This is a genomic window from Rufibacter hautae, from assembly GCF_008271695.1.
Classification (GTDB): domain Bacteria; phylum Bacteroidota; class Bacteroidia; order Cytophagales; family Hymenobacteraceae; genus Nibribacter; species Nibribacter hautae.
On sequence record NZ_VKKY01000003.1, the window covers coordinates 600,433 to 622,465 of the forward strand.

General features: G+C 53.0%; 19 protein-coding genes and 1 riboswitch. Of the genes, 9 read left to right on the forward strand and 10 right to left on the reverse strand.

From position 1 onward, the window contains the following. Positions 1-468 precede the first annotated feature (468 nt). Positions 469-2,460, reverse strand: coding sequence for a type I pullulanase (gene pulA, locus FOA19_RS18945; RefSeq protein ID WP_190300470.1), 1,992 nt, complete (start codon positions 2,458-2,460; stop codon positions 469-471). Between the two features lie 123 nt (positions 2,461-2,583). Beyond that, the gene (locus FOA19_RS18950) at positions 2,584-3,765 is read right to left on the reverse strand and encodes an MFS transporter (RefSeq protein WP_223808983.1); all 1,182 of its coding nucleotides are present in this window, start codon (positions 3,763-3,765) and stop codon (positions 2,584-2,586) included. A 163-nt stretch (positions 3,766-3,928) separates the two neighbouring features. Between FOA19_RS18950 and FOA19_RS18955 the strand changes: the two genes are divergently transcribed. Continuing rightward, on the forward strand, positions 3,929-4,384 hold the full coding sequence (locus FOA19_RS18955; RefSeq protein WP_149092413.1) for a hypothetical protein: 456 nt from the start codon (positions 3,929-3,931) through the stop codon (positions 4,382-4,384). 285 nt (positions 4,385-4,669) lie between these two features. Here the strand turns inward: FOA19_RS18955 and FOA19_RS18960 are convergent, their stop codons facing one another. Both FOA19_RS18960 and FOA19_RS18965 read right to left on the reverse strand, forming a co-directional pair. After that, entirely contained in the window at positions 4,670-5,254 is a 585-nt protein-coding gene (locus FOA19_RS18960) for a thioredoxin family protein (protein WP_149092414.1), read from the reverse strand. Between the two features lie 90 nt (positions 5,255-5,344). Then, positions 5,345-6,724 carry a dicarboxylate/amino acid:cation symporter gene (locus FOA19_RS18965; RefSeq protein WP_149092415.1) on the reverse strand — a complete coding sequence of 460 codons (1,380 nt, stop codon included), beginning with the start codon at positions 6,722-6,724 and terminating at the stop codon, positions 5,345-5,347. A 241-nt stretch (positions 6,725-6,965) separates the two neighbouring features. On the opposite strand from FOA19_RS18965, the gene FOA19_RS18970 reads away from it, so the two are divergent. Further along, entirely contained in the window at positions 6,966-7,964 is a 999-nt protein-coding gene (locus tag FOA19_RS18970; RefSeq protein WP_190300471.1) for an enolase C-terminal domain-like protein, read from the forward strand. A gap of 142 nt (positions 7,965-8,106) precedes the next feature. On the opposite strand, the gene FOA19_RS18975 is transcribed toward FOA19_RS18970, so the two are convergent. The 3 genes from FOA19_RS18975 to FOA19_RS18985 all read right to left on the reverse strand — a co-directional run bounded on the left by FOA19_RS18975 (position 8,107) and on the right by FOA19_RS18985 (position 10,220). Further along, positions 8,107-8,646 carry a DUF4142 domain-containing protein gene (locus tag FOA19_RS18975; protein ID WP_149092417.1) on the reverse strand — a complete coding sequence of 180 codons (540 nt, stop codon included), beginning with the start codon at positions 8,644-8,646 and terminating at the stop codon, positions 8,107-8,109. A 272-nt stretch (positions 8,647-8,918) separates the two neighbouring features. Then, a complete protein-coding gene (locus FOA19_RS18980) occupies positions 8,919-9,500 on the reverse strand; it encodes a DUF6799 domain-containing protein (RefSeq protein ID WP_149092418.1) in 582 nt (193 codons plus the stop codon). Positions 9,501-9,575: 75 nt separating this feature from the next. Beyond that, positions 9,576-10,220: a DedA family protein gene (locus tag FOA19_RS18985; protein ID WP_149092419.1), complete on the reverse strand. Its 645-nt coding sequence runs from the start codon at positions 10,218-10,220 to the stop codon at positions 9,576-9,578. Between the two features lie 152 nt (positions 10,221-10,372). On the opposite strand from FOA19_RS18985, the gene FOA19_RS18990 reads away from it, so the two are divergent. Next, complete coding sequence (locus FOA19_RS18990; protein ID WP_149092420.1) at positions 10,373-10,822, forward strand: MarR family winged helix-turn-helix transcriptional regulator; 450 nt, start codon at positions 10,373-10,375, stop codon at positions 10,820-10,822. 59 nt (positions 10,823-10,881) lie between these two features. Further along, the gene (locus tag FOA19_RS18995) at positions 10,882-11,556 is read left to right on the forward strand and encodes a YceI family protein (protein WP_149092421.1); all 675 of its coding nucleotides are present in this window, start codon (positions 10,882-10,884) and stop codon (positions 11,554-11,556) included. 300 nt (positions 11,557-11,856) lie between these two features. On the opposite strand, the gene FOA19_RS19000 is transcribed toward FOA19_RS18995, so the two are convergent. Next, positions 11,857-12,078, reverse strand: a complete 222-nt coding sequence (locus tag FOA19_RS19000; RefSeq protein WP_149092422.1) for a hypothetical protein — start codon at positions 12,076-12,078, stop codon at positions 11,857-11,859. Positions 12,079-12,239: 161 nt separating this feature from the next. Continuing rightward, positions 12,240-12,337: riboswitch (TPP riboswitch) on the forward strand. A 61-nt stretch (positions 12,338-12,398) separates the two neighbouring features. Here FOA19_RS19000 and FOA19_RS19005 point away from each other — a divergent pair. From FOA19_RS19005 to queG, 5 genes are all read left to right on the forward strand, one after another. Beyond that, positions 12,399-14,834 carry a TonB-dependent receptor gene (locus FOA19_RS19005; protein ID WP_149092423.1) on the forward strand — a complete coding sequence of 812 codons (2,436 nt, stop codon included), beginning with the start codon at positions 12,399-12,401 and terminating at the stop codon, positions 14,832-14,834. 515 nt (positions 14,835-15,349) lie between these two features. After that, a complete protein-coding gene (locus tag FOA19_RS19010) occupies positions 15,350-16,528 on the forward strand; it encodes an acyl-CoA dehydrogenase family protein (protein ID WP_149092424.1) in 1,179 nt (392 codons plus the stop codon). A gap of 1 nt (position 16,529) precedes the next feature. Further along, entirely contained in the window at positions 16,530-16,964 is a 435-nt protein-coding gene (locus tag FOA19_RS19015) for a hypothetical protein (RefSeq protein WP_149092425.1), read from the forward strand. Between the two features lie 245 nt (positions 16,965-17,209). Beyond that, positions 17,210-18,253, forward strand: coding sequence for a Holliday junction branch migration DNA helicase RuvB (gene ruvB, locus FOA19_RS19020; RefSeq protein WP_149092426.1), 1,044 nt, complete (start codon positions 17,210-17,212; stop codon positions 18,251-18,253). A 664-nt stretch (positions 18,254-18,917) separates the two neighbouring features. Next, positions 18,918-19,892 (forward strand): tRNA epoxyqueuosine(34) reductase QueG, encoded by a 975-nt coding sequence (gene queG / locus FOA19_RS19025; protein ID WP_149092427.1) that lies wholly within the window; start codon positions 18,918-18,920, stop codon positions 19,890-19,892. Positions 19,893-20,235: 343 nt separating this feature from the next. On the opposite strand, the gene FOA19_RS19035 is transcribed toward queG, so the two are convergent. Next, the gene (locus FOA19_RS19035) at positions 20,236-21,084 is read right to left on the reverse strand and encodes a ferritin-like domain-containing protein (RefSeq protein ID WP_149092429.1); all 849 of its coding nucleotides are present in this window, start codon (positions 21,082-21,084) and stop codon (positions 20,236-20,238) included. Positions 21,085-21,097: 13 nt separating this feature from the next. After that, complete coding sequence (locus FOA19_RS19040) at positions 21,098-21,853, reverse strand: ferritin-like domain-containing protein (RefSeq protein ID WP_149092430.1); 756 nt, start codon at positions 21,851-21,853, stop codon at positions 21,098-21,100. Positions 21,854-22,033: the final 180 nt, after the last annotated feature.

Below are 22,033 nucleotides of genomic sequence, written 5' to 3' on the forward strand. Positions count from 1 at the left end.
AAATGATGACTCACTTACGGCCTCGCCACCTCGCCTGGATTTTTCAATTAGCAAACTATTTCCCCGCTCCAGCAGATATATCGGTCAAAAGCTTTTAGTAGAATTGGGTTTAAGCAGGACAAGTACTTGGGGTTTTCAGCTTGTTTTTCAGAAAACAGGCCTGAAACAATGGGGTGGGGCTACCATCTGGAGAACACCAGAATGCAGGCAGGGCAGAGAAGAAGCTGTTTAAAAGCTGATTTGCCCAAAACGTTTTCAAAACATCGGGGGCAGTACCAGAAAAAAGCCAATCCGTGGACACGGGCTTCCAAAATGGGGTGATCCGAAGAGGCAAGAGTACACAACCCACCTGTTAAGAACCAGGCAGAAATATCAGGCGCTCTCTGGTGGGCTACCCTGTTTTTAAGCTGATTTTCCAAAAACAGAGGAAAAACGCCGCCGCGGAGAGGCCAAAAGTAAAGCCGGAAACTACTCCTGGTACAGGATAAGCATAGACACCGGCGGAACGGCTATTTTGTCTTTCACCTTGCGGCCGCCCTGCAGCTGGATGGTTTCGCCCTCGGCGGCTACGGTCCATTCCCCGTTCAGGCGGATGTCGGCGGCGGTTTCGCGGCCATTGTAGTACACCAAGATGTTCTTCCAGGAATCGCCGTGCGCGTGGTCTTTGAGTTGGTAGCCTACCAAACCCGGGAAAGTGGTTTTGAACTCCAGGTGTCTGTTCACCATCTGGCCAGTGGGCATCCAGAAGGCCGGGTGGGCCTTGCGCAGGGCAATGAGGTTCTTGTAGTAAGTGAAGACCTCCTGATGGGCGGTTTTCCAGTCCCAATTGATCTGGTTCACGGCATCGGGGAGGTTGTAGCTGTTGTGCTCGCCGTTTTTGGTGCGCATCAGCTCCACGCCCGCGTGCAGAAAAGCGGTTCCCTGGCTCGTGAGCACGATGGCATTGGAAAGCAGGTGCATCCTTTTGAGCTGGTCCGCAGAGGCTTTCTCGTTGGAGGCTTTGAGCTTGTCAAACAGCGTCAGGTTATCGTGGCAGGATACGTAAGAAACCGCCTGCCAGGGCTCGCGGGCCCAGGGCGCCTTGGAGTAGTTCACCTTCTTGATCTCTACCTGCGGATGCGCAATGCTGCCCACCACGCCAAACTTGATGCTTTCCTCGGTGTTCGGGGCGCCGCTCACAAAGCCTTTTGACTTCTCATCGAAGACCGAGCCTTTAATCGCATCGCGGATGTCATCTGAGAAGGCGGCGGTGTGCTGCAGGAGGTGCGTATTGGCTTTGAGGGCTTTGGCATTGTCGGGCAGGGGGCTTTGGCCGGCAGTCCAGCCCTCGCCGTAGATGATGATGTTGGGGTTGATCTTCTTCAACTCGGCGGTGAGTTGGTTCATGGTCTCCAGGTCATGGATGGCCATCAGATCGAACCGGAAACCGTCCAGATGGTACTCCCGCGCCCAGTATTTACAGGACTCAATGATGAACTTGCGCACCATGGCGCGCTCGCTGGCGGTCTCGTTTCCGCAGGCCGAGGCGTCTGAGTATTTTCCCTCGGAGGTCTGGCGGTAGTAATAATCGGGGAACTCCAAGTTGAAGTTGGAGCCTTTGGTGAGGCCCGTGTGGTTGTAGACCACGTCCAGCACCACGCCCATTCCCTGGTCATGGAACCCCTTCACCATCTGCTTGAATTCTTTGATGCGGACCTCGGCGTTAAAGGGATCGGAAGAATAGGAACCCTCGGGCACGTTGTAATTCTGCGGATCGTAGCCCCAGTTGAACTGCGGTTTACTTAGGGCCGCCTCGTCAATGGAGCGGTGGTCAAAGGAAGGCAGCAGGTGGATGTGCGTCACCCCCAGGTTCTTCATGTGGTCAATGCCGGTAGCCTGGCCATCCTTGTTCTTGGTGCCGGGCTCTACCAGGCCCAGAAACGTACCTGCTTTGGTACTGCCCGAGGAAGGGTGTGTGGTGATGTCGCGCACGTGGGCTTCCCATAAAACCACTTCGTTGGGCGTTTTCACGGTAGGGCCTTTGTCCTGCGCCCAGCCAGCAGGGTTGGTGGAAGCCAGGTCCAAGACCATGGCCCGCTGGCCATTCACGCCCACCGCCGTGGCGTAGATGCCGGGTGTTTCGTCCAGCCAATGGCCGCCGGTTTTCACGTGGTAGGTATAGTACACGCCCTTGAGGTCTCGCTTCACGGTAAGTGACCACAAGCCTTTCTCGCCCTTCACCATGGACAGTTTTTCCCGCGCCGCGCCGCCGTTGCCTTTGTCGTAAAGCTTAAGGATTACTTCTTCGGCCACTGGTGACCAAAGCTTGAACGTTGTTTCCTTGGGTGAATACGTCGTCCAGAGGTTGGCCTCTACGGGGGTAGGGTACTGGTCAAACTTATGGGACTGCGCCCAAACGCCGGAAGAACTCATCAGGTACAGGAAGATTAGGAGTGCTGAAAAAGACTTACGTCGTTTCATTGATTTAGGTGGAAAGCGGTGATACGTTGAGGTAAAAGTAATAAGGCAGGCGCAATCACTCCACATCAGATGTGATTTAAGGGCATTTTATAAAATTTATGGCAAAAAAGCCTGCAAAAGGAATTAGGCCTCTTCCGATTTAACCCGGCTGGAAAGCAGGGCTACGCTCACGCCCATGAGCGCGATGGTGGCAAAAGACAACCGCAAGCTGCTCAGGCCCGCCAGCATGCCTATGAGCGGAGGACCCACCAAAAATCCGGCAAAGCCGATGGTAGACACCGCGGCCAACGCCATGCTAGGCGCCATGGTCTTGCTTTTTCCGGCCACGCCGTACACCAGCGGCACCACCGCCGATACCCCAGCCCCCACCAGCAGGAAACCTATGATGGCTGTGACCATGTGCGGGAAAATCACCGAGATAGCTAGCCCAACCGCCGTGAGCGTGCCGCTGAGCTGCAGCACTTTCTTCAGGCCCAGTTTGGTGGTAAGCCAGTCGGCGATGAAGCGGGTGAAGGCCATGGTGCTCATGAAGGCGGTATAACCGGCAGCAATCCAGGCCTTTTGAGCGCCTACCACTTTCTGGAAATACACACCGCTCCAGTCAAACATGGCGCCTTCGCAGATAAGCGAACAAAACGCAATCAGACCCAGGCCCATAAGCGATTTGTCTGGCATGACAAACAACGGTTGATCGGTGGGTGCCGGGGCGTCTTTGGGCCAAAGGTACTGGTAGGCAATGGCCAGGCCCGCAATGATCACCGCCATGATGATGAAAAAGTGCTGAAGCGGCTCCACATCGGCACCGATCATGAGCGTACCGATGGCGGCGCCCACAAAACCCGCCAAGCTCCACAAACCGTGGAAAGAGGCCATGATGGATTTGTTGTACAGGCTTTCCACGCCCACCGCCTGCGTATTCACCGAGATGTTGGCCATGTTGCTTCCAAACCCGAACAGAAACAGCACCAACGTGAGGTGCAGCACGCTCTGGCTCATACCAATGAGCACCAGGGTGGAACTGTACAGCAGCAGGGCAATGGTAACCACCTTCCGGCTGCCTATTTTAGACGTAAGCCAGCCCGTGAACGGCAAGGACAGCATCAGGCCCACCGGCAGCGCGAAGAGCACGGCGCCCAACTCCGCCTCTGAAAGATGCAGTTTTTGCTGGATGGAAGGAATACGGGAACCCCAACTGGAAAAGCACAAGCCCAGCATGAAAAAGAGGGTGCCAACGGCTATTCTATGGGTTTTTCTGGAGAGGGGGAGAGAAGCAGAAGAAAGCATGAGCGAATGAAATTCGGGCAAAAATACATCTTTCTACGGGAAGGAACTAAACAAGGGCAGTTTCTGTCCATCGCTAAAGCAGTGGTTTCGCCGGTATACCAAGGCATATGGCCTGCGGGCACCCGCCTGCTGAACGGTGATTTCACCCGCAAAACAACCTCTACCCGACTTTTTCATACCATTGATGTACACATCGCTCTCAGAGGAAAAGACCTCTACGCGCCTGGAAGAAATTTTTACGCCTACCGGAAAAGTTTTCCTGCAGATTGACCTTCAGCCTAATGGGCCCTGGATCTATAACAACTGGATTGGGTACCCCACCCATGACAACGTGGCTAAAGGAGCCTTCAAATATCTGGACTGGCTGCAGGCCAAGGGCCTCTCTGCGGTGCTGAACGATAACCGGAACCTGGTAGGCCGCTGGGATGGGTCCATGGACTGGCTGGAGCAGAACTGGATTCCGTACGCGGTAAAGGTCGGGTTGAAATACTGGGCGCACCTGGACAACCTTAGCACATTTTCCGCCCAGTCGGCAGATCAGTTGCAGGCCCGCGTGAAAGGCAAATTTGAGGTGAAACTCTTCGATGACCGTACCGCCGCCGAGGCCTGGCTTACCCAATGCCTGAGGAAGCATCGGTAAAATACTAAGTAAACAGAAATCCCGCTTCCCCGCAAAACCAGGAACAGACCTAAGGCGGAGAAGCGGGATTTCTGTTTTAAGGCTGTTTTAAATAAATCAGGCTTGAAATAGATAGGCTTTCACCATTGGCTTCGCACCTGATTTCAATAAATCGGCTGTAAAACAGCGCTCGCCTAAAAAGAGAATCCGGATTCTTGCTGATGTGCTCAGAAGAATCCGGATTCTCTTTTTAGTGAATACTTTAGGTGCTTTGGGGCTGTTTTGGTGTAAACAGGCCTGAAACGCTTATTTGCCCGTGCCTTTGATGATGGTGAGCATGTTCATTTCAAGGGTAGGGTAGGCGGTTTCCACAATGCGGCCCAGTTCTTTGCCCTCGCGGTACAGGATGAACGTGGGAACAGCGGTGATGTTATCTAGTTTTTCCTCGCCGTTAGGGCCGGTTTTGTCTTCGCGCAGGCTTATCAGGTGCAGGCGGGAATGCGGGAAGTGGGCTTGGTCCAGGAGTTTGTAGAAGCGAGGCACATCGCGCTGGCTGTCTTCGCACCAGCTGCCCATGTAGGCTTTCACGGTGATGGTTTCCAGCAAAGGCACTAGTTCTTCCATGATTTTCGGGTTGGGCGTGTAGCGTTGGTAGGCCGGGTGGAACCAGGTGCTGTAGGGCGCATTCTCAAAGGCGGCACGGTCTACGGCCCCAATAAGGATGTTTTCGTTGCCGGCCTTGGCTTTCTCCTCCCGGTTCTTGTTCGCGTCCAGGCCTGTTTGCCCTGCGGCAGAATACCCAGACTGTTCAACGGTTGAAGTAGCGGCCGGACGGGAGCAGGCAAAAGCCCCCAGGGCCAGGAAAGCGAAAAAACACAAACGGAAATGCATCTTCAGAAGTACTTTAAAGGAGTGATGACACGGGGATGAAGGAGAAACGAATTTTTCCTGGTAAAAGATATCCTCTGGTCAGATTTTGTGTTAGATAGTCTCCAGCGCCCGTGGGGCGTCCAGGTCCACGAACTCGCCTTCCCAACGGGCAATCACGGCGGTGGCCAGACAGTTGCCAATCACGTTCACCGAGGTCCGGGCCATGTCCATGAGTTCGTCAATACCCAGGATGATGAAGATTGGTTCTACAGGCAGGTTGAACGAAGCGGCCGTACCCAGCAAGATCACCAAAGAGGCGCGCGGCACCCCGGCAATCCCTTTACTCGTCAGCATCAGGGTGAAGACCATCAATAGCTGCTGTTCCCAGGGCATCTCAATACCCGCGGCCTGCGCCACGAAGATAGACGCCAGCGATAGGTACAGCGTGGAACCGTCCAGGTTGAAGCTGTAGCCCATGGGCATGACAAACGCCACAATCTTCCGCGGCACGCCGATCGACTCCATGGCCTCCATGGCACGCGGCAAGGCGGCCTCTGAACTGGTGGTGGCAAACGCAATGGACACCGGCTCTGCGATGGCCTGCACAAACATTTTCACCGGAATTCTAAAGAGGAGCGCCACCGGCAGCAGCACCAGCAACAAGAAAGCAATCAAGGCCACGTAGAGCGTCGCCAAAAGCTTGAAGAGGTTCACCAGAATCCCGAAGCCCATGTGGCCTACGGTGTAGGCAATGGCGGCGCCCACCGCGATGGGTGCGAAGAACATGATGATGTTGGTGAACTTGAACATGGTCTCGGCCAGGCTCTCAGTGACTTCCAGCAACGGCCGGCGCTTGCGCTCGTTCAGCATGGCCAGGGCAATCCCGAAGAGCACGCTGAACACCACAATCTGCAGTACCTGTCCCTCGGCCACTGATTTAGCGATGTTTTCGGGGAAAATGTGCAGAATGATGTCTTGCCAGGTTTGGGCCGGCGGCGCGGTGATTTCATCGCTGGTCTGGCCTTTTAGCACGATGCCGTCGCCGGCCCGGCTGATGTTAATGGCGGCCAGCCCAATGAACAGTGCAATGGTGGTGACAATCTCAAAATAGATCAGCGCTTTCCCGCCCATCTTGCCCACCTGTTTCAAGTTGGAATGGCCCGCAATGCCCACCACCAACGTAGCGAAAATGAGCGGCGCAATAACGGTTTTCACCAACTTCAGGAAAATCTTGCTTAAAACGTTCAGTCCTGAGGCGAATTCCGGGAAAGTGTAGCCAATCTCGGCGCCAATGACCATGCTCACCAGAATCCAGGTGGTGAGGGATTTCTTCTGCCGGGCAAACAGCATCAGGATTAGGATACCCACCCAGCGGATGCCGGTCAGGACAACTTCAGGCAGGGCGACAAGGCCGTAGTTTTGACACAACGTGAGCACAACAGCCACCGTGAGAATCACAAAAGCCGAGATGGCGAGCGTGGATTTTTTCATAAAAGAAGTAAGCTCCCTTCCTTCAGGGAAAAGGAAGAGCGGAGGTTTTGGTTTAGTTTGTTCACCAGCCCAAAAGGGCCAGCTAAGGTCTTGGAACCTACAAATATACTTTTTTCTTCCGGTTCCTAAAGAGCCAAAGAGCTTTGGGGCTCATTTTGAGAGATGCGGGCAAAAGCACCTTTTTTATGGACCTTTGCTTCTTTTTTACTACACTTGGAGTCTGCAACCCCTACTATTTGCTATGCTACACTGGAATTTGGAGGCCCGGGACCTCAACTTGCGCTATACCTGGAAAATCTCACGCAATGCCTCAGACGTGAAAACCAACTTGTTTGTGACCGTTGGTGATGAGCGATTTCAGGGTAGGGGAGAAGCCGCGCCCAACACCCGCTACGGCGAGACCCCCGCTTTGCTGCAGGAGCAGTTCCAGACGCTGCAGCAGAATGGCCTGGCCCAGGTAGAATCTGTGGAGGAACTGCAGCACCTCATGAGCCTGCACGCGGTTTTGCCGGCGCTTAGGTTTGCAATAGAATCTGCCTTCGTGCATTACGTCTGCCGCAGAAACGGGCAGACCATATCAGAATTTCTGGGCGTACAGCCCGTGACCTCGGCACCTACGGCGTATTCCTACCCCATCATGGACCCCGGCAAGATCGCCGCCTTCACCAAAGAGCACGGCCTGCACCGGTTTGAGTACCTAAAGGTGAAAGTAAACCAGGAAAGCGGCCTGGACATGCTCTCTGAGGTGGTCAAAGCCACCAACCAGGGCCTGATCATTGACGCCAACGAAGCTTGGCAAGACCCAGATTCCCTCATGCGTTTCTTTGAGGGGCTGAAAAAATACCCCGTGCTCATGATTGAGCAGCCCATGCCCTCAGACCTGCAGGAAGAATACCTGTACCTGAAAAAACGCTCGCCCTATGACCTCTTCGCAGATGAATCTGTCACTGACCACGCCGATTGGGAACTCCTACAGCAGCAGTTCCACGGCGTGAACATGAAACTCATGAAAGCCGGCGGTTACCTCAACGGATTGGCCATTCTGCAGAAGACCCGGACCCTAGGCCTGAAAACCATGATCGGCTGCATGATGGAGACTTCCATGGCCATTTGGTCGGCGCTGCAACTGGCCCACGGCGTGCACCTGCTGGATCTGGACGGCATGCTGGTGGTGAAGGACGAGCCATTCAACTTGGTGAAAGAAGAAGCCGGTCGCCTGTACCCCGTGGAACAGCCGTAAGCCGCCAAAGGCCTTTCGGGCCTGGTTTTCATAAAACAGCTTGAAATTAGGAGAAGCGCTATCTGAACTTATCGGCACTTAAAAAGAAAGGCCCTCTGCCTATAAAGACAGGGGGCCTTTTTAACGCTAAATACAAGCACATTTACATGCCATCCACGGTGGCTTTTACCTGTTGGGCATGCTGTAAGTGCATCCGGAGAGCAGGTAAAGTGGCATCAATGAAGGCTTGCACCTCTGTATCGGTGATTTGCTGGTCAGCGGTCTCAAACAGGGCGATGGCCTCTTGATGCGATTGAACTTGCGCATTGGCGAAGTCTTTGTCAAAGGTGATGCCTGATTCACTGTCTAAGCGGTTAACAATGGTCATTTTGGCCGCAGGCAGCGTGGTGGGCAGGTTAACGTCTCTTTCATCTGCCATCTCCATGATTTGCCCAGCGGTCATGGTATGGTCTTCCACCAGCATTTCGCCAAACATTTGCACGTCATCGGTCATGCCCTGTTCCTGGGCCATAGTGCCGGTCATGATCTCAAACATATCACTTTGGGCTGCGGACTGTAAGAAGGCTGCCACGCGGGTTTTATCCTGATCCATGGCGTCATCGTCGTCGTCACTGCAAGAAGAAAGTACGGTACAGCTTACCATCAATGCCCATAAGAGCATCCATACGTTGTTGTTTTTCATAGTAAAAAATTAAACATGATGAACTTGGTGTACGGGTTGGGTGGTGAATAGCTGTGAAAAATGATATTAGTTCCTTTAATTAGGTATAAACACTAAGCTTGATATATAAATAGTTATATCCTTGGGTATTTAGATAAACTCATAGAATTAAGGTCTCCCTTTAAGATATTTTCAGCTTTGATTTTCGAGTTGATTTTAGGAAATCGCCCCTAAAACAGAACGCCTCCCAAAGATTTGGGAGGCGTTCTGTTTTATTTTAAATGCAGCTGTTACTATTGCTTTTTCTTCTCTTCGGTGGCAATCAGCTGCTGGAGTTTGGCTAAGTCGGTGTCCAGTTTCTTCAGCTCGGTTTGACTGGGCTTGTTCTGAACGGTTTTTTGCAGGAGCTCGCCCTTTTGCTGCAGTACCCGCTGTTTTTCCTGGAGAAGCCGGAGGCGGTCGTTCATCTGCTGGGCTTGCAGCAGCTGTTTGCCTATGCCCGTGGTGTCGCCGGTGACGGTGGTGCTTCTGTGCGTGATCACGGTGGTGCGGTGCATATTTCCCTTCAGGTCTACATGGTCGCCTTCGTTCAGCTGGATCGCCTCCCCGCCCGATGCCGTCAACGTGCCGTTTGGTTGCAGCGTAGCGCCGTTGGGGAAAGTCCGGGCCTGGGTCAAAGGAGTGAATTGCTGGCCGTTGATCTCCATCATTTTGCCGTTGCGCATGATAATGCCCTGCCGTAACGGGGCTACGCTGGTTGTGGTGGTGCGGCCGCGCTCGCTTTTCCCGATGGAGGCATTCTGGGCCTGCGCCATCTCCGGGGCAAGAAGAACGCCTACAAACAAGCCGCCGGCTAAAAGGTATCTATGTAGCATAAAGGTGATTGGTGGTTTTGGGTATTTATACGATGATTTCTCTAAAACAGGCCGAAAACAGCCTTGCGCACTTGCTTACGCGTTGGCGCCTTTCCGGCGCTCCTGCCAGTACTGGAAGATGCCCGGAAGGATGGACAGCAGGATAATGACCGGAATGGCGTAGTGCAGATAGTCCTTCAACTGCGGGAACTGCTGGCCCAGGTAATAGCTGGCCAGTACCAGCGAGCAGATCCAGAGGGCAGTGCCCATGCCGCTCAGGAGCAGAAACCTGCCCATTTCCATGCCCGTGACCCCGGCCAGCAGCGGATTGAAGGTGCGCACCACCGGCACAAACTTGCCCAGCACAATGGCAGATTTGCCTTTCTCGCGGTAGAACTTCTCGGCGCGCTCCAGGTTCTTGCGCTTGAAGTACCAGGTATCCTGTTTCCGGTAAAGCTTCTTGCCCATCCGCCGGCCAATGGTGAAGCCCAGCAGATCGCCGGCTATGCCAGCAGCGGTCATGCTGACCAACAGCACCGCCAACGGAACGGAGAGCACATCGGCGCCCGCCAATAAACCGGTGGCCAGCAAAAGGGAGTCGCCCCCGGGAATGACCAAGCCAATGAGCAGGCCGGTTTCCAGGAACACGATGGCCAAGATAAGGGTGAGGCCGCCGTACCGGATCATGTTCTCAGGACTGGAGAACAGGTCTGCCCAGGAAACCAGAAAAATGTCTGCCATGCGCCGTTTGGGAATAGATTCACGGGAAATACGCACGAAGGAAGCCGGATGTTGGTAGTATCTTTGTGCCGGCCGCAGAAAAAGCCCCGCTAAGTTGCTGATTTTGCGGTAGGAACATATATTTGAGTATTGCCTGAAGCCTGGAGATCAAGATGAAAATAGAAGAAGAAATTAAGCAGAGTGTTTTCAAGGATGTTTACCAGAAAGCGTACATCAACATGGTCTACACTTCCAACTGGCTGGAGCAAAGGCAGTCTGCTATGTTCAAGTCTTACGGGGTCACGCTGCCGCAGTACAACGTGCTGCGCATCCTGCGGGGGCAGTTTCCCAAGCCGGCCACGGTGAACCTGCTCATTGACCGCATGCTGGACAAAACCTCCAACGCCTCGCGCATTGTAGACAAACTGGAGGCCAAGGAACTGGTCACCCGCGAGCAGTGCCCCACAGACCGCCGCACCGTAGACATCCTCATCACCCAGAAAGGCCTGGACCTGCTCACCGAGATGGACGGTCTGGGCAACGCAGGCTTCACCGGCCTGAACAACCTGACTGAGGAAGAGGCCGAGATTTTAAATAACCTCCTGGACAAAGTCAGAAGCTGAAATTTTCATACCTTATAGCGTTAAAGCATTTTATACTAACCCACTTACCCTTTATTTCCATGAAAAAAGTTTTCCTCTCTGTTTTGGTAGCGGCCGCTGTAGGGGTTTCTGCCTTTAATATGGCGGCACCAGGTACGCCGGCCAAGGTAAAAGCCGCTAAAACCGTGGTTGCCGCTGCCGTGCAGAACTACAAAGTGATTCCCGCCGAAAGCAAAATCACCTGGACTGGCCGCAAAGTAACCGGCGAGCACACCGGCAACATCGCCCTGGCCAGCGGCACCATTCTCATGGACAAAGCGAACCTGCGCGGCGGAACCTTCATCATGGACATGACCTCCATCACCAATACTGACCTGCAGGGCGGTTCCAACAAAAGACTCGTAGACCACCTTCGGTCAGACGATTTCTTCTCAGTGGAGAAAAACCCTACGGCCAAGTTCGCCATCACCAACCTGACACCCAAGCAGAATGCCAAAGGCGATGCCGCCAACTACACCATCACCGGCGATCTTACCATCAAAGGCATCACCAACCAGATCTCCTTCCCGGCGCTGGTAACCGTGAAAAAAGGCGTAGCCACCGCCAAAGCCAACCTGAAGTTTGACCGCACCAAGTGGGACATCAAGTTCCGCTCCGGCAATTTCTTTGAGAACCTCGGTGACAAAGCCATCATGGATGACGTGGAACTGAACATTGAGCTGGTGGCCAAACAAGAGGCAGTAGCCAAGAAGTAAGCCAGCGAACCATAAAAAAAATCGGCTAAGATCTTAACAAAAGGTCTTAGCCGATTTTTTTTATTCCCTGTTTTTCGAAAACATGCCTCAATCTGAAGCACAGAACCGGTTTCTAAAAGCGAAGTACCCCAAAGATCGGCCTTCCGAGTCAGTAGCCGATAATTCCCCCCTCCTGGGAGGGGTGGGGTGGGTTCCCTCTTTTGAGCCCATTTCCAGAAAATCAGCCCGAAAACGAAAACCCGGAAGCTTAGCTTTCTGGGCCATGCTTCCGGGTTTTGGCACTCCAGGAAATGGATAAAATTATAGGGTGTTCTTTACCAGAGACCTATTGTAATCAGGTTCCCAGTCATTGATGGGCAGGCAGATGCCTGGTGGAAGGTCCAGATCGGGTAAACCATCGTTGATTGGTTCGCCTCCGTCATCGTCATTGTCATCTTGCGGCGGTACGCTCATTCTTTTACGTGGGGCCAGCGCCAAAAAGGCAATCAAGGCAAACATGGCCAAAGAGTATACAATCATCATAAAATCCGATGAATTAAAAGTCTCACATCACATCCACAGCCGGGTTGGCGACTCTTTTCTGTTCAACGTATGGGGGCCGTGCTATGTTGACTGATGAAGCAAAAAAATATTTGAAGTTCTTTCTGGCTTCATTGGTTTTGCAGGAAGACGGGCGTAGCTTTGCCTCAGTTTAGGGGTGCCTTAATATAACGGGCTGAGATCATACCCATTGAACCTGATCCGGGTAATGCCGGCGAAGGGAAAAACAAGGGAACAAAACAGAGTGGGAGCACCGGCCCCTGGTGGCTCCTGGTTGTTTTATCTATTTTTCACTTTTTCACATGAAAAAAGCTTTAGCCCTTCTTCTGGGCTGCCTGCTGCCGTGGTTTGCCATGGCACAGAACACGTTGTCTGGCCGCGTAGTAGATGCTGCCACAAAGGCTCCGCTTACCGGTAGCACCGTCACCTTGGGGACCAGCCACCGCGCCACCCTCACCGATGCCTCCGGCCGATTCACTTTCTCCAACCTGCCTACCGGCGATTACCATCTGCAGATCAGCTACCTGGGCTACGCTAACGCCACCCAGACCGTCACGGTGCCAACTTCGGCTCCGCTGGATTTCAGCCTTACCCGCACCAGCGTGGCCACCAAGGAAGTTCTGGTAACGGCCACCCGCGCGAATGAGAAAACCGGAACCACCTACACCAACGTGGGCAAACAGGAACTGGAGAGCCGCAATTTTGGGCAAGATTTGCCTTACCTGCTGGAAAACACCCCTTCTCTGGTGACTAATTCAGATGCCGGGGCCGGGGTAGGCTACACCAGCATGCGCATCAGGGGTTCAGACATCACCCGCATCAACGTGACCGTGAACGGAATACCGGTGAATGACGCCGAGAGCCACGGCGTTTTCTTCGTGAACATGCCAGATTTTGCCTCCTCGCTGCAGGATGTGCAGATCCAGCGCGGCGTGGGCACCTCGTCTAACGGACCAGGAGCCTTCGGCGCCAGCCTGAACCTGCAGACTCAGGATGCCAGCCCTGAGGCCTACGCCCGCACCGACAACGCCTATGGGTCTTACAACACCTGGAAAAACAACGTGCAGTTTGGCACCGGCCTTCTGGGCGGAAAGTTTGCCGTGGACGGGCGTTTGTCAAGAATCACCTCAGATGGCTACATTGACCGGGCCTCCTCTAACCTGAAATCGTTCTACTTGTCTGGAGGGTATTATGGCGCCAAGGATTTGCTCAAGCTAGTGGTGTTTGGCGGCCACGAGGTAACGTACCAGGCCTGGAACGGGGTAGACGAGGAAACCCTGAAAACCGACCGCACCTTCAACTCCGCCGGCACCGATTACGGCAGCACCGATATCCCCTATGACAACGAGGTAGACGATTACCAGCAGTACCACTACCAATTGCACTACGCCCACGAGTTCAGCCGGGCCCTTACCTTGAATGCCGCCCTGCATTACACCCGCGGGTTTGGGTTCTATGAGCAGTTCAAGGTGAACGAGCGCCTCACCAACTACAACATTCCGCCTATAATGGCAGGCGGGACGGCTATCACCCGCACCGACCTGGTAAGCCGCAAATGGCTGGACAATGACTTCTACGGCAGCACTTTCTCTTTTCAGTACAACGGGCAGGGCAAACTGTCGGCGGTGTTGGGCGGCGGCTGGAACCGCTACGCCGGAGACCACTTTGGCGAAGTGATTTGGGCGCAGTACGCCTCCACCATCCGGCCGCGCCACCGTTACTACGAGGGCGATGCCCAGAAAACCGATTTCAACGTGTATGGCAAGGCCACGCTCCAAGCCACCGAGAAACTGAGCCTTTTCGGGGATATCCAGCTCCGGACGGTAGATTACAAAGTTGACGGGACAGATGATGACCAGCGCGACGTCACCAACCGCGCCGATTACCGGTTCTTCAACCCGAAAGCGGGCGTTACGTACGCTTTCTCCAGCCAGAACAGCCTGTACGCCTCGGTGGCGGTTGGGCACCGCGAGCCTACCCGCTCAGACTTCGTGGACCGTCCGGTCAATGACAAGGCCCGGGCAGAGCGCATGATTGACTACGAAGCCGGTTATCGCCTGAATTATCCGCTGGGAGAGTTGAACGGCCTGCCGCTGCGCTTTACTACTGATCTGACCTACTTCTACATGGACTACAAAGACCAACTGGTGCTTACCGGTCAGCTCAACAACGTAGGAACGGCCCTCAGAACCAACATCCCGGAAAGCTACCGCACCGGTGCCGAACTGGCCGCCGGCGTGGGGTTGGGTGAACTGGCGCGCCTTTCTACCAACTTCTCTTTGAGCCGCAACCGCATCAAGCAGTTCACCGAGACCCTGCCCATTGACTACAACCCCGAAGATGTGGTGGTGAACCAGTATGACGAGACCACCATCGCGTACTCGCCCAGCTTCGTGACGTCTACCCAACTGGAGGTGCAGCCTTTGACCGGACTGCGGTTCGCGTTCCAGTTCAAGACCGTGAGTGAGCAGTTCCTGGACAACACCGGTAGCCAAAACCGCCGCATCCGACCTTACGAGGTGGGCGATGCCCGCGTGTTCTACCGTTTCCAGCCGGTGAACTGGATGAAAGAAGTGGAACTGGGCTTGCTGGTGAACAACGTCTTCAACGAAGAGTACGAAGCCAACGGCTACACCTTCACCGAGCTGTACGCCGGAGACACCAACCGCCATGACTACAACTACTATTTCCCGCAGGCGCCTCGCAACTTCATGGCCCAGATCAGCCTTCGTTTCTAGGCCGTTTTCAGAAAAATAGGTCAAAACAGAAATCCCTGGTAGTTCGCGCTGCCGGGGATTTCTGTTTAAGGCCTAACGAGGCCGCTGGCGCGAGCTTCCAGCTCGTGTCCGCACGCATTTCTGAACGATTAATCCCGATTTGTCATCCTGAAAGGACCTTGTGGGCAAACTAAATAGGCGTTGAAGTAAGCGCTATTAAAGTTGTCTCACAAGATCTTTCCAAGATGACAAAAGAGGGGGAGGCTTTGATAGGCCAGAAAGCTTAATTTCTGAAAAGCAGGAAAGAACCATCTGGAATGCCTGCGGACACGAACCAGAGGCTCGCGCCAGCTAAAAAGGCATGGCTTATCTCTCTATGGACTGCCTTCTGCTTCTATTTTTCGCCTGTTTTCCGGAAAACAACACAAAAACGAACAGCGAAATCGATGGCGTGAAAGGTTTTGCTAACAAGTGTTGGCGGAGGTGCGGTTTCTTGTTAAGTTTGGAAACAGACATCGCAGTTAATCCCACAAATTATGGCTTCAGACAACTCCGGCGCCCCAGACTATTTCAACATAGACGACCTGCTCACCGATGAGCACAAGCTCATCCGGCAGACCATGCGCGATTTCGTGAAGCGCGAAATCTCTCCCAATATTGAGAAGTGGGCGCAGGACGCGCACTTTCCGTCTGAGATTGTGCCCAAGTTTGGCGAGGTGGGGGCTTTCGGCCCAACGATTCCCACGGAGTACGGCGGCGGCGGGCTGGACTACATCAGCTACGGCATCATCATGCAGGAGATTGAGCGCGGCGATTCTGGCATGCGGTCCACGGCCTCGGTGCAGGGTTCGCTGGTGATGTACCCCATCTACGCCTACGGATCTGAGGAACAGCGCCGGAAATACCTGCCCAAACTAGCCTCCGGTGAGTGGCTGGGCTGTTTCGGGTTGACCGAGCCGGATTTCGGGTCTAACCCGGGCGGCATGGTCACCAACATCAAAGACATGGGCGACCATTACCTACTCAACGGCGCCAAACTCTGGATCTCCAACTCTCCCGAGAGCCAGGTGGCTGTGGTGTGGGCCAAAAACGAGGAGGGTCGCATCAAAGGCCTGATTGTGGAGCGCGGCATGGAAGGCTTCACCACCCCCGAGATCCACAACAAATGGAGTCTGCGCGCCTCCACCACCGGCGAGCTGGTGTTTGATAACGTGAAAGTGCCCAAAGAGAACCTGCTGCCCAACATTGACGGCCTCAAAGGTCCATTGGGTTGCCTGGACTCGGCGCGCTACGGCATTTCCTGGGGAGCCATTGGGGCAGCTATTGACTGCTATGAATCGGCGCTGAACTACGCCAAACAGCGCATCCAGTTTGATAAACCTATCGCTTCGTTCCAGCTTATCCAGAAGAAACTGGCCGAGATGGTCACCGAGATCACCAAAGCCCAGCTCATGGTTTGGCGTCTGGGCATGCTCAAAAACGAAGGCAAAGCCACTACCCAGCAGATTTCCATGGCCAAGCGCAACAGCGTAGACATGGCCTTGCACGTGGCCCGCGAAGCACGCCAAATTCACGGTGGCATGGGCATTACGGGCGAGTACCCCATCATGCGCCACATGATGAACCTGGAAAGCGTGATCACCTACGAAGGCACCCACGACATCCACCTGCTCATCACCGGCGCCGATATTACCGGCATCCAAGCTTTTAAATAGTTTGAAAGAAGATGAGAAGACAGAGCAGAGAAAAAGCTGGCGGTTCCGCTGGCTTAGTATGCTGTTCGGATTCTCACACTTAGAATACCTGAAAGGCCTTTGGCTGGAACAAAAGTTTCCTAACGAAATTGGGTTCTACTCAGAAGACATATGTAAATACTTCAATGACTTGGGTATTGAGGATAACTACAGGACTCAGTTCCAAAATGGATTCATTTCTGACAAAGAATTAGAGACTATCCTTTCTTTTCATACCTCCCTTGACCATTATGATGAGAAGAATAAAACTGAATTAGAAATTTTGAATGATCCGCAATGGCTCAATATTGTAAGTGAGGGAAATAAAGCTTGGGCAGGCCTGAAAAAGATTAATACTGATCCGCAGGAACTGAAACACATAGAAGAAATGGAGAAGAGGTATCTTGATCAGCCATAAGACCAACATACTTATTGTAAACAAGAAAGGCAGTTGCGAAAACGTGGCTGCCTTTCTTGTTTTCCGGCCATTTTGAAGAAACCAGGTTAGAAATAAATTTGCTAAAATAGTTAGTTGTGTGAATGGTTTTTGGTAAAAATAATAGCAAAAAGAATGCTTTTTCATGCGTTAATGGACCGTTTCTAGGAGGAATACTGTTATCTTTACATCTGAATCTTTGCTTCATCCGCTAAGAGATTTTACAAATGAGAGAAGACTATTTAACCGGCTCTGCCGATCACCTGTCACCCGCCGAGAAGGAGTATGACAAGGCCCTCCGGCCGTTGGACTTCAGCGACTTTACTGGTCAGGCAAAGGTAGTGGAGAACCTGAAGGTATTTGTGGGAGCGGCCATCATGCGCGGCGAGGCTCTGGACCATGTTTTGTTGCACGGACCTCCCGGCCTGGGCAAAACCACGTTGTCGCACATTATTGCCAACTCTTTGGGCTCTAATATCAAGATCACCTCTGGTCCGGTACTGGACAAACCCAGCGATTTGGCGGGTTTGCTCACCAACCTGGAGAAGAACGATGTGCTTTTCATTGACGAGATTCACCGCTTGAACCCCATTGTGGAGGAGTACCTGTACTCGGCCATGGAGGACTACAAGATCGATATTATGCTGGACTCGGGCCCTAATGCCCGTTCTGTGCAGATTTCATTGAACCCGTTTACCCTCATCGGGGCTACTACGCGTTCTGGTCTGTTGACCTCACCGCTGCGGGCTCGTTTCGGGATCAACTCACGTCTGGAGTACTATGATTCCAAACTGTTGACCTCCATTGTGCAGCGCTCCGCCGAGATCTTGGGTTCGCCCATCTATGAGGATGCCGCCTTTGAGATCGCCCGCCGGAGCCGTGGTACACCGCGTATCGCCAACAACCTGCTGCGCCGTACCCGGGACTTCGCCCAGATCAAAGGTGACGGAACTATCACGGTAGAGATCGCGCAGTTCGCCCTGAATGCCCTGGACGTAGACCATAACGGCTTAGACGAGATGGACAAACGTATCCTGAGCACCATCATTGACAAGTTCAAGGGTGGTCCGGTAGGCCTTTCCACCATTGCGACGGCTTGTGGCGAGGAAGCTGAGACCATTGAAGAAGTGTATGAGCCGTTCCTGATCCAGGAAGGTTATATCAAGCGCACCAGCCGGGGCCGCGAAGCCACCGAAGCCGCCTACCGTCACTTGGGCAAGATTCCGCCTAACCATGTACGCAGCGGCACCCTGTTTGATAACGCTGAGTAAAATCTGGTTTAGGCCTTATTTCTGCAAAACAGCTCTGAAACGTAAACTTATCCAACCTCACAGGTTTTCTGAACCTGTGAGGTTTCTTTTTTAGAACTGCAGTCGAGAAATAGGTGTGATTGGAAGTGCTGATCAAGGTGCGCTTGGTTTTGAGGCTCTCCCTACGGCAGTTGCAAACTGCCCATCATTATAGGTCCAAGTCACAGACTTGAACCATGGAAAATCAACCCACCCCTGCCCCTCCGAGGAGGGGAATTAGAACATCCTAAAGGTCTTCTTATCCGCTAACGAGGGGAAGGTTTGCAGTACCGGGCTGTAAAGGCTGTAACTACTTGTACCATTTCCAGCCTTTCGGTTGAGCGCCTTGTCAGGTTCCGGTGCCGCAGGCATTGCGACCGAAGGGAGCAAAGGAAGCTGGCGCAGCGCGATGCCGGAAGGCGGGGCCTCGCGGCCGTGAGCGCACGGAGCCCAGCGATGCAACAACTCAGCTCATGCACCCAGGAAAACTACGGTGCCACGCCAGCGCAAACAGACTACATGACCAAACAAAAAATCCTTTTTAAACCTGTTTTCCGCAAAACGAACCCAAAACACAGAAAAACGCTGTAAGTGAAATTCTTTTCCCCCAATTTTGTTCTTTCCTAGCAGCTTACCTCAAAAATCAATGTTCAACCTTGCCCCTAAGCATACCCACCTCATCAAGCAGAAAGCCCAAGAACTGGGTTTTATGTACTGCGGTGTGTCCAAGGCTGATTTTTTGGAAGAAGAGGCACCCCGGCTGGAGCATTGGCTCAACCAGAACATGCACGGCCAGATGCACTACATGGCCAACCACTTTGACAAGCGCCTGGACCCGCGCTTGCTGGTAGACGGTGCAAAATCAGTGGTAAGTTTGTTGCTGAACTACTTCCCGGAGGAAACCCAGGCTGAGGATACGTTCAAGATCTCGAAGTACGCGTACGGCCAGGATTACCACTTCGTGATCAAAGACAAGCTCAAAACGCTGTTCAACTACATTCAGGAGGAGATTGGGGAGGTGGGCGGACGCGTGTTTGTGGACTCGGCGCCGGTCATGGACAAGGTGTGGGCGAAGAAAAGCGGATTGGGTTGGGTAGGCAAGAACAGCAACCTCATCAGGCCGGGCGTGGGTAGTTTCTTTTTCATCGCGGAGCTTATCCTGGATCTGGAACTGGAACCCGATGGACCCATCAAAGACTATTGCGGTACCTGCACCAAATGCATGGACGCCTGCCCTACAGACGCTATCTCACAGCCATACGTGGTAGACGGCAGCAAGTGCATCTCTTATTTTACCATTGAACTGAAAGACCAGATCCCGCAGGAAGTAGAAGGGAAATTTGGAAACTGGGTTTTTGGCTGCGACATCTGCCAGGATGTTTGCCCTTGGAACCGCTTCAGCAAAGCACACAGAGAACCGGCGTTTGCGCCTCATCCAGAGTTGCTCCACCTCTCCAAATCTGATTGGCTGGAGCTAACCCAAGACGTTTTTAAGGATGTTTTCAGAAAATCGGCGGTGAAACGTACAGGCTTTGACGGGCTTACCCGTAACCTGCATTTTGTGGCGAAAGAGCCAGCCGCTTTCTTAGGCAGTGAGGACGTTGCCGAAGACCTTATCTAAAATTGTGTTATAAGCGCCTGAAAAGTGATTGTAGCACCATTCCCGCAAGGTTTCCAGCTCTTTGTGCATTAGCATCCGCATACTTTTCCGCAGTTCTTTTTCAAACAAACTGGAGTCAAAGCTTACTTTGTCTAAGATCAATTTCACGTACTCTAACATGACTTTAAATAAGATGTGATTTAATTTATGATGAATTAGATATTATGCAGACACAAAGATGCGACTTTTAATTCCATTCAGATTAACTATTTGTTAAAATATTTATACGGAATTGTGTTTGTATTTATACAAAAAAGGGCTGAACTTGTACAAGTTCAGCCCTTTTTTGTATAATATTTATAATTTATGCAATAAACGGCATCACAATTGCATTTACCTGGGCAACAGTCAACGGCTCATCAAAGGCTTCTGAGGCCGCATTGGCGTCGATCGTGATTCCTCCGAAGGTTCCAGTGATGTTTACGGTAGCTTGGGTAGTAACTTCCTCGCCATCATAGATGCCCTGGAACTCGGCAGGAAGTCCGCCTCTGTCTTTCATGGTGATCCAAGGTTTCAGGCCAGCCACGCCACTGGCCATATCGCGACGCATGCGGCGCAGGTGAGCGGCGTGTCTTGCTTCTACAGAGTGGATCTGCAGGGCGGCTTGTAGAACAATGTCGTTGCTCATCAGGGCCGGAGCGGCACCTTTGTAGGCTCTAACGCCAGTGTCTTCAAACGCCTGGGCCACGGCCAACATGGTTGGATAGCTGGTGAAGGTGGCGTTACCCAACAAGCCGTTAGCGGTCCAGTCAAAGCTAGCATCGGTGTAAGGGGTAGGGGCAGCACCGCCCAGGCCTGAGATGGCTGTGCGCAAGAAGTCTACGTGCGCTTTTTCGTGGTCACGGATCACACCGAAAGCAGTTTTACCGGCAGCGCTTGGGAAAATGTCCGTAGCAGCGGCTCTCAGGTAGAAGTGGTACTCCAGGTTTTCCAGCAACAGCGCAAACTCCAGCACTTCGCGCACCGATGGCATGGTGGTGTTTTGGCCATAGGCCTTGTTCAGCATGGACCCAAACGCAATTGGAATAGCAGCAGCCGCCAGTTTCTTCCCGAAACCACCGAAGTGTTTGAAGACCTCGCGACGCGGATCAATGCGGTCAAAGATTTCCGGATCTACTTTCTCTACCTCTTTTAGTATATTGAAGATATTCATGGTTTTCTGATGATTAGGTGGTTGGTAAACTGCTTGCGTTGATGGTTTCCTTGATGAAAGGCTGAGCGGCGGCCAATACCTGGGTTGGCGTGAGGGCCACATCCAGACCGTTGGCGTCTACAATGTTACCGGCTGTAATGCCAGCGGCGCCACTGGCGAAGGTGCCATTCTCAATCATGTCTCTGATCTCAGCGGCGTGTCTGGCCTCAACGGAAACAATTTTACCGGCAATGCCCAAGAAAGCAGCGCTGGTAAGCAATTTACCTGCCCCGTTGTAAGCGGCTACACCCAGGTCTTCAAACGTTTTGGCATAAGTCAAAATTGAGGCCCGACTAGCCAAAGCATCGGTAGGAAGGTTAGGCGTCAGGCTTGGGATGATTTTGCTTGCGTCATTGGCGGTGATAGCTGCCTTGAAGAACTCACGGTGCGCCACCTCGTGGTTACGGATATCAGTGAGCACTTGTCTTTCAGTGGCGTTGGTGAACAGGGTAGAGAAATTAGGCAACGCTACCACTGCGGTATAGAACGCGGCTTCCAATTGCTCCAGGGCGTAGGCGTAGTTCAGAATGCCTACATCGCCGGAGCCCAGGTTCACGGTGCCAGACATGTTGGTGTCAGTCATGTCATCATCGTCATCGCAGCCTGCCAGTAATAACGCCGATGCCGCTACGCCTGCTCCAGTGTACTGAAGGAAAGAACGTCTGTTGAGAGGGTTTTTCAATCCCTGCAGGGTGCCCTGCTCTGGAACTGAATTTGTGTTTTTTGCCATAGTTTTAAATAATTGAAGATGAAATAATTTCAATAGCCTGAAGCTCACTTGCCCTTGGCTGTACCCTGGCCCGGCTGCTTTCACCGGCGGAATTTGCGAGACCTACGAGGAGAGTTGTAGGCCTGGATTTCGGGTGTGGGAAAAAAAGTTGAGAATTGAGGTATTTCTTTCGGCAGGTTC

What these genes read in the sequence shown, in the direction of transcription:
- ruvB (WP_149092426.1), top strand. Translation starts at nt 17,210, where the DNA reads ATGAGAGAAGACTATTTAACCGGCTCTGCCGATCACCTGTCACCCGCC.
- FOA19_RS18955 (WP_149092413.1), top strand. Translation starts at nt 3,929, where the DNA reads ATGTACACATCGCTCTCAGAGGAAAAGACCTCTACGCGCCTGGAAGAA.
- FOA19_RS18985 (WP_149092419.1), bottom strand. Translation starts at nt 10,220, where the DNA reads ATGGCAGACATTTTTCTGGTTTCCTGGGCAGACCTGTTCTCCAGTCCT.
- FOA19_RS18970 (WP_190300471.1), top strand. Translation starts at nt 6,966, where the DNA reads ATGCTACACTGGAATTTGGAGGCCCGGGACCTCAACTTGCGCTATACC.
- FOA19_RS18965 (WP_149092415.1), bottom strand. Translation starts at nt 6,724, where the DNA reads ATGAAAAAATCCACGCTCGCCATCTCGGCTTTTGTGATTCTCACGGTG.
- FOA19_RS18995 (WP_149092421.1), top strand. Translation starts at nt 10,882, where the DNA reads ATGAAAAAAGTTTTCCTCTCTGTTTTGGTAGCGGCCGCTGTAGGGGTT.
- pulA (WP_190300470.1), bottom strand. Translation starts at nt 2,460, where the DNA reads ATGAAACGACGTAAGTCTTTTTCAGCACTCCTAATCTTCCTGTACCTG.
- FOA19_RS18990 (WP_149092420.1), top strand. Translation starts at nt 10,373, where the DNA reads ATGAAAATAGAAGAAGAAATTAAGCAGAGTGTTTTCAAGGATGTTTAC.
- FOA19_RS19035 (WP_149092429.1), bottom strand. Translation starts at nt 21,084, where the DNA reads ATGAATATCTTCAATATACTAAAAGAGGTAGAGAAAGTAGATCCGGAA.
- FOA19_RS19000 (WP_149092422.1), bottom strand. Translation starts at nt 12,078, where the DNA reads ATGATGATTGTATACTCTTTGGCCATGTTTGCCTTGATTGCCTTTTTG.
- FOA19_RS19010 (WP_149092424.1), top strand. Translation starts at nt 15,350, where the DNA reads ATGGCTTCAGACAACTCCGGCGCCCCAGACTATTTCAACATAGACGAC.
- FOA19_RS18980 (WP_149092418.1), bottom strand. Translation starts at nt 9,500, where the DNA reads ATGCTACATAGATACCTTTTAGCCGGCGGCTTGTTTGTAGGCGTTCTT.
- queG (WP_149092427.1), top strand. Translation starts at nt 18,918, where the DNA reads ATGTTCAACCTTGCCCCTAAGCATACCCACCTCATCAAGCAGAAAGCC.
- FOA19_RS19040 (WP_149092430.1), bottom strand. Translation starts at nt 21,853, where the DNA reads ATGGCAAAAAACACAAATTCAGTTCCAGAGCAGGGCACCCTGCAGGGA.
- FOA19_RS18975 (WP_149092417.1), bottom strand. Translation starts at nt 8,646, where the DNA reads ATGAAAAACAACAACGTATGGATGCTCTTATGGGCATTGATGGTAAGC.
- FOA19_RS19005 (WP_149092423.1), top strand. Translation starts at nt 12,399, where the DNA reads ATGAAAAAAGCTTTAGCCCTTCTTCTGGGCTGCCTGCTGCCGTGGTTT.
- FOA19_RS18960 (WP_149092414.1), bottom strand. Translation starts at nt 5,254, where the DNA reads ATGCATTTCCGTTTGTGTTTTTTCGCTTTCCTGGCCCTGGGGGCTTTT.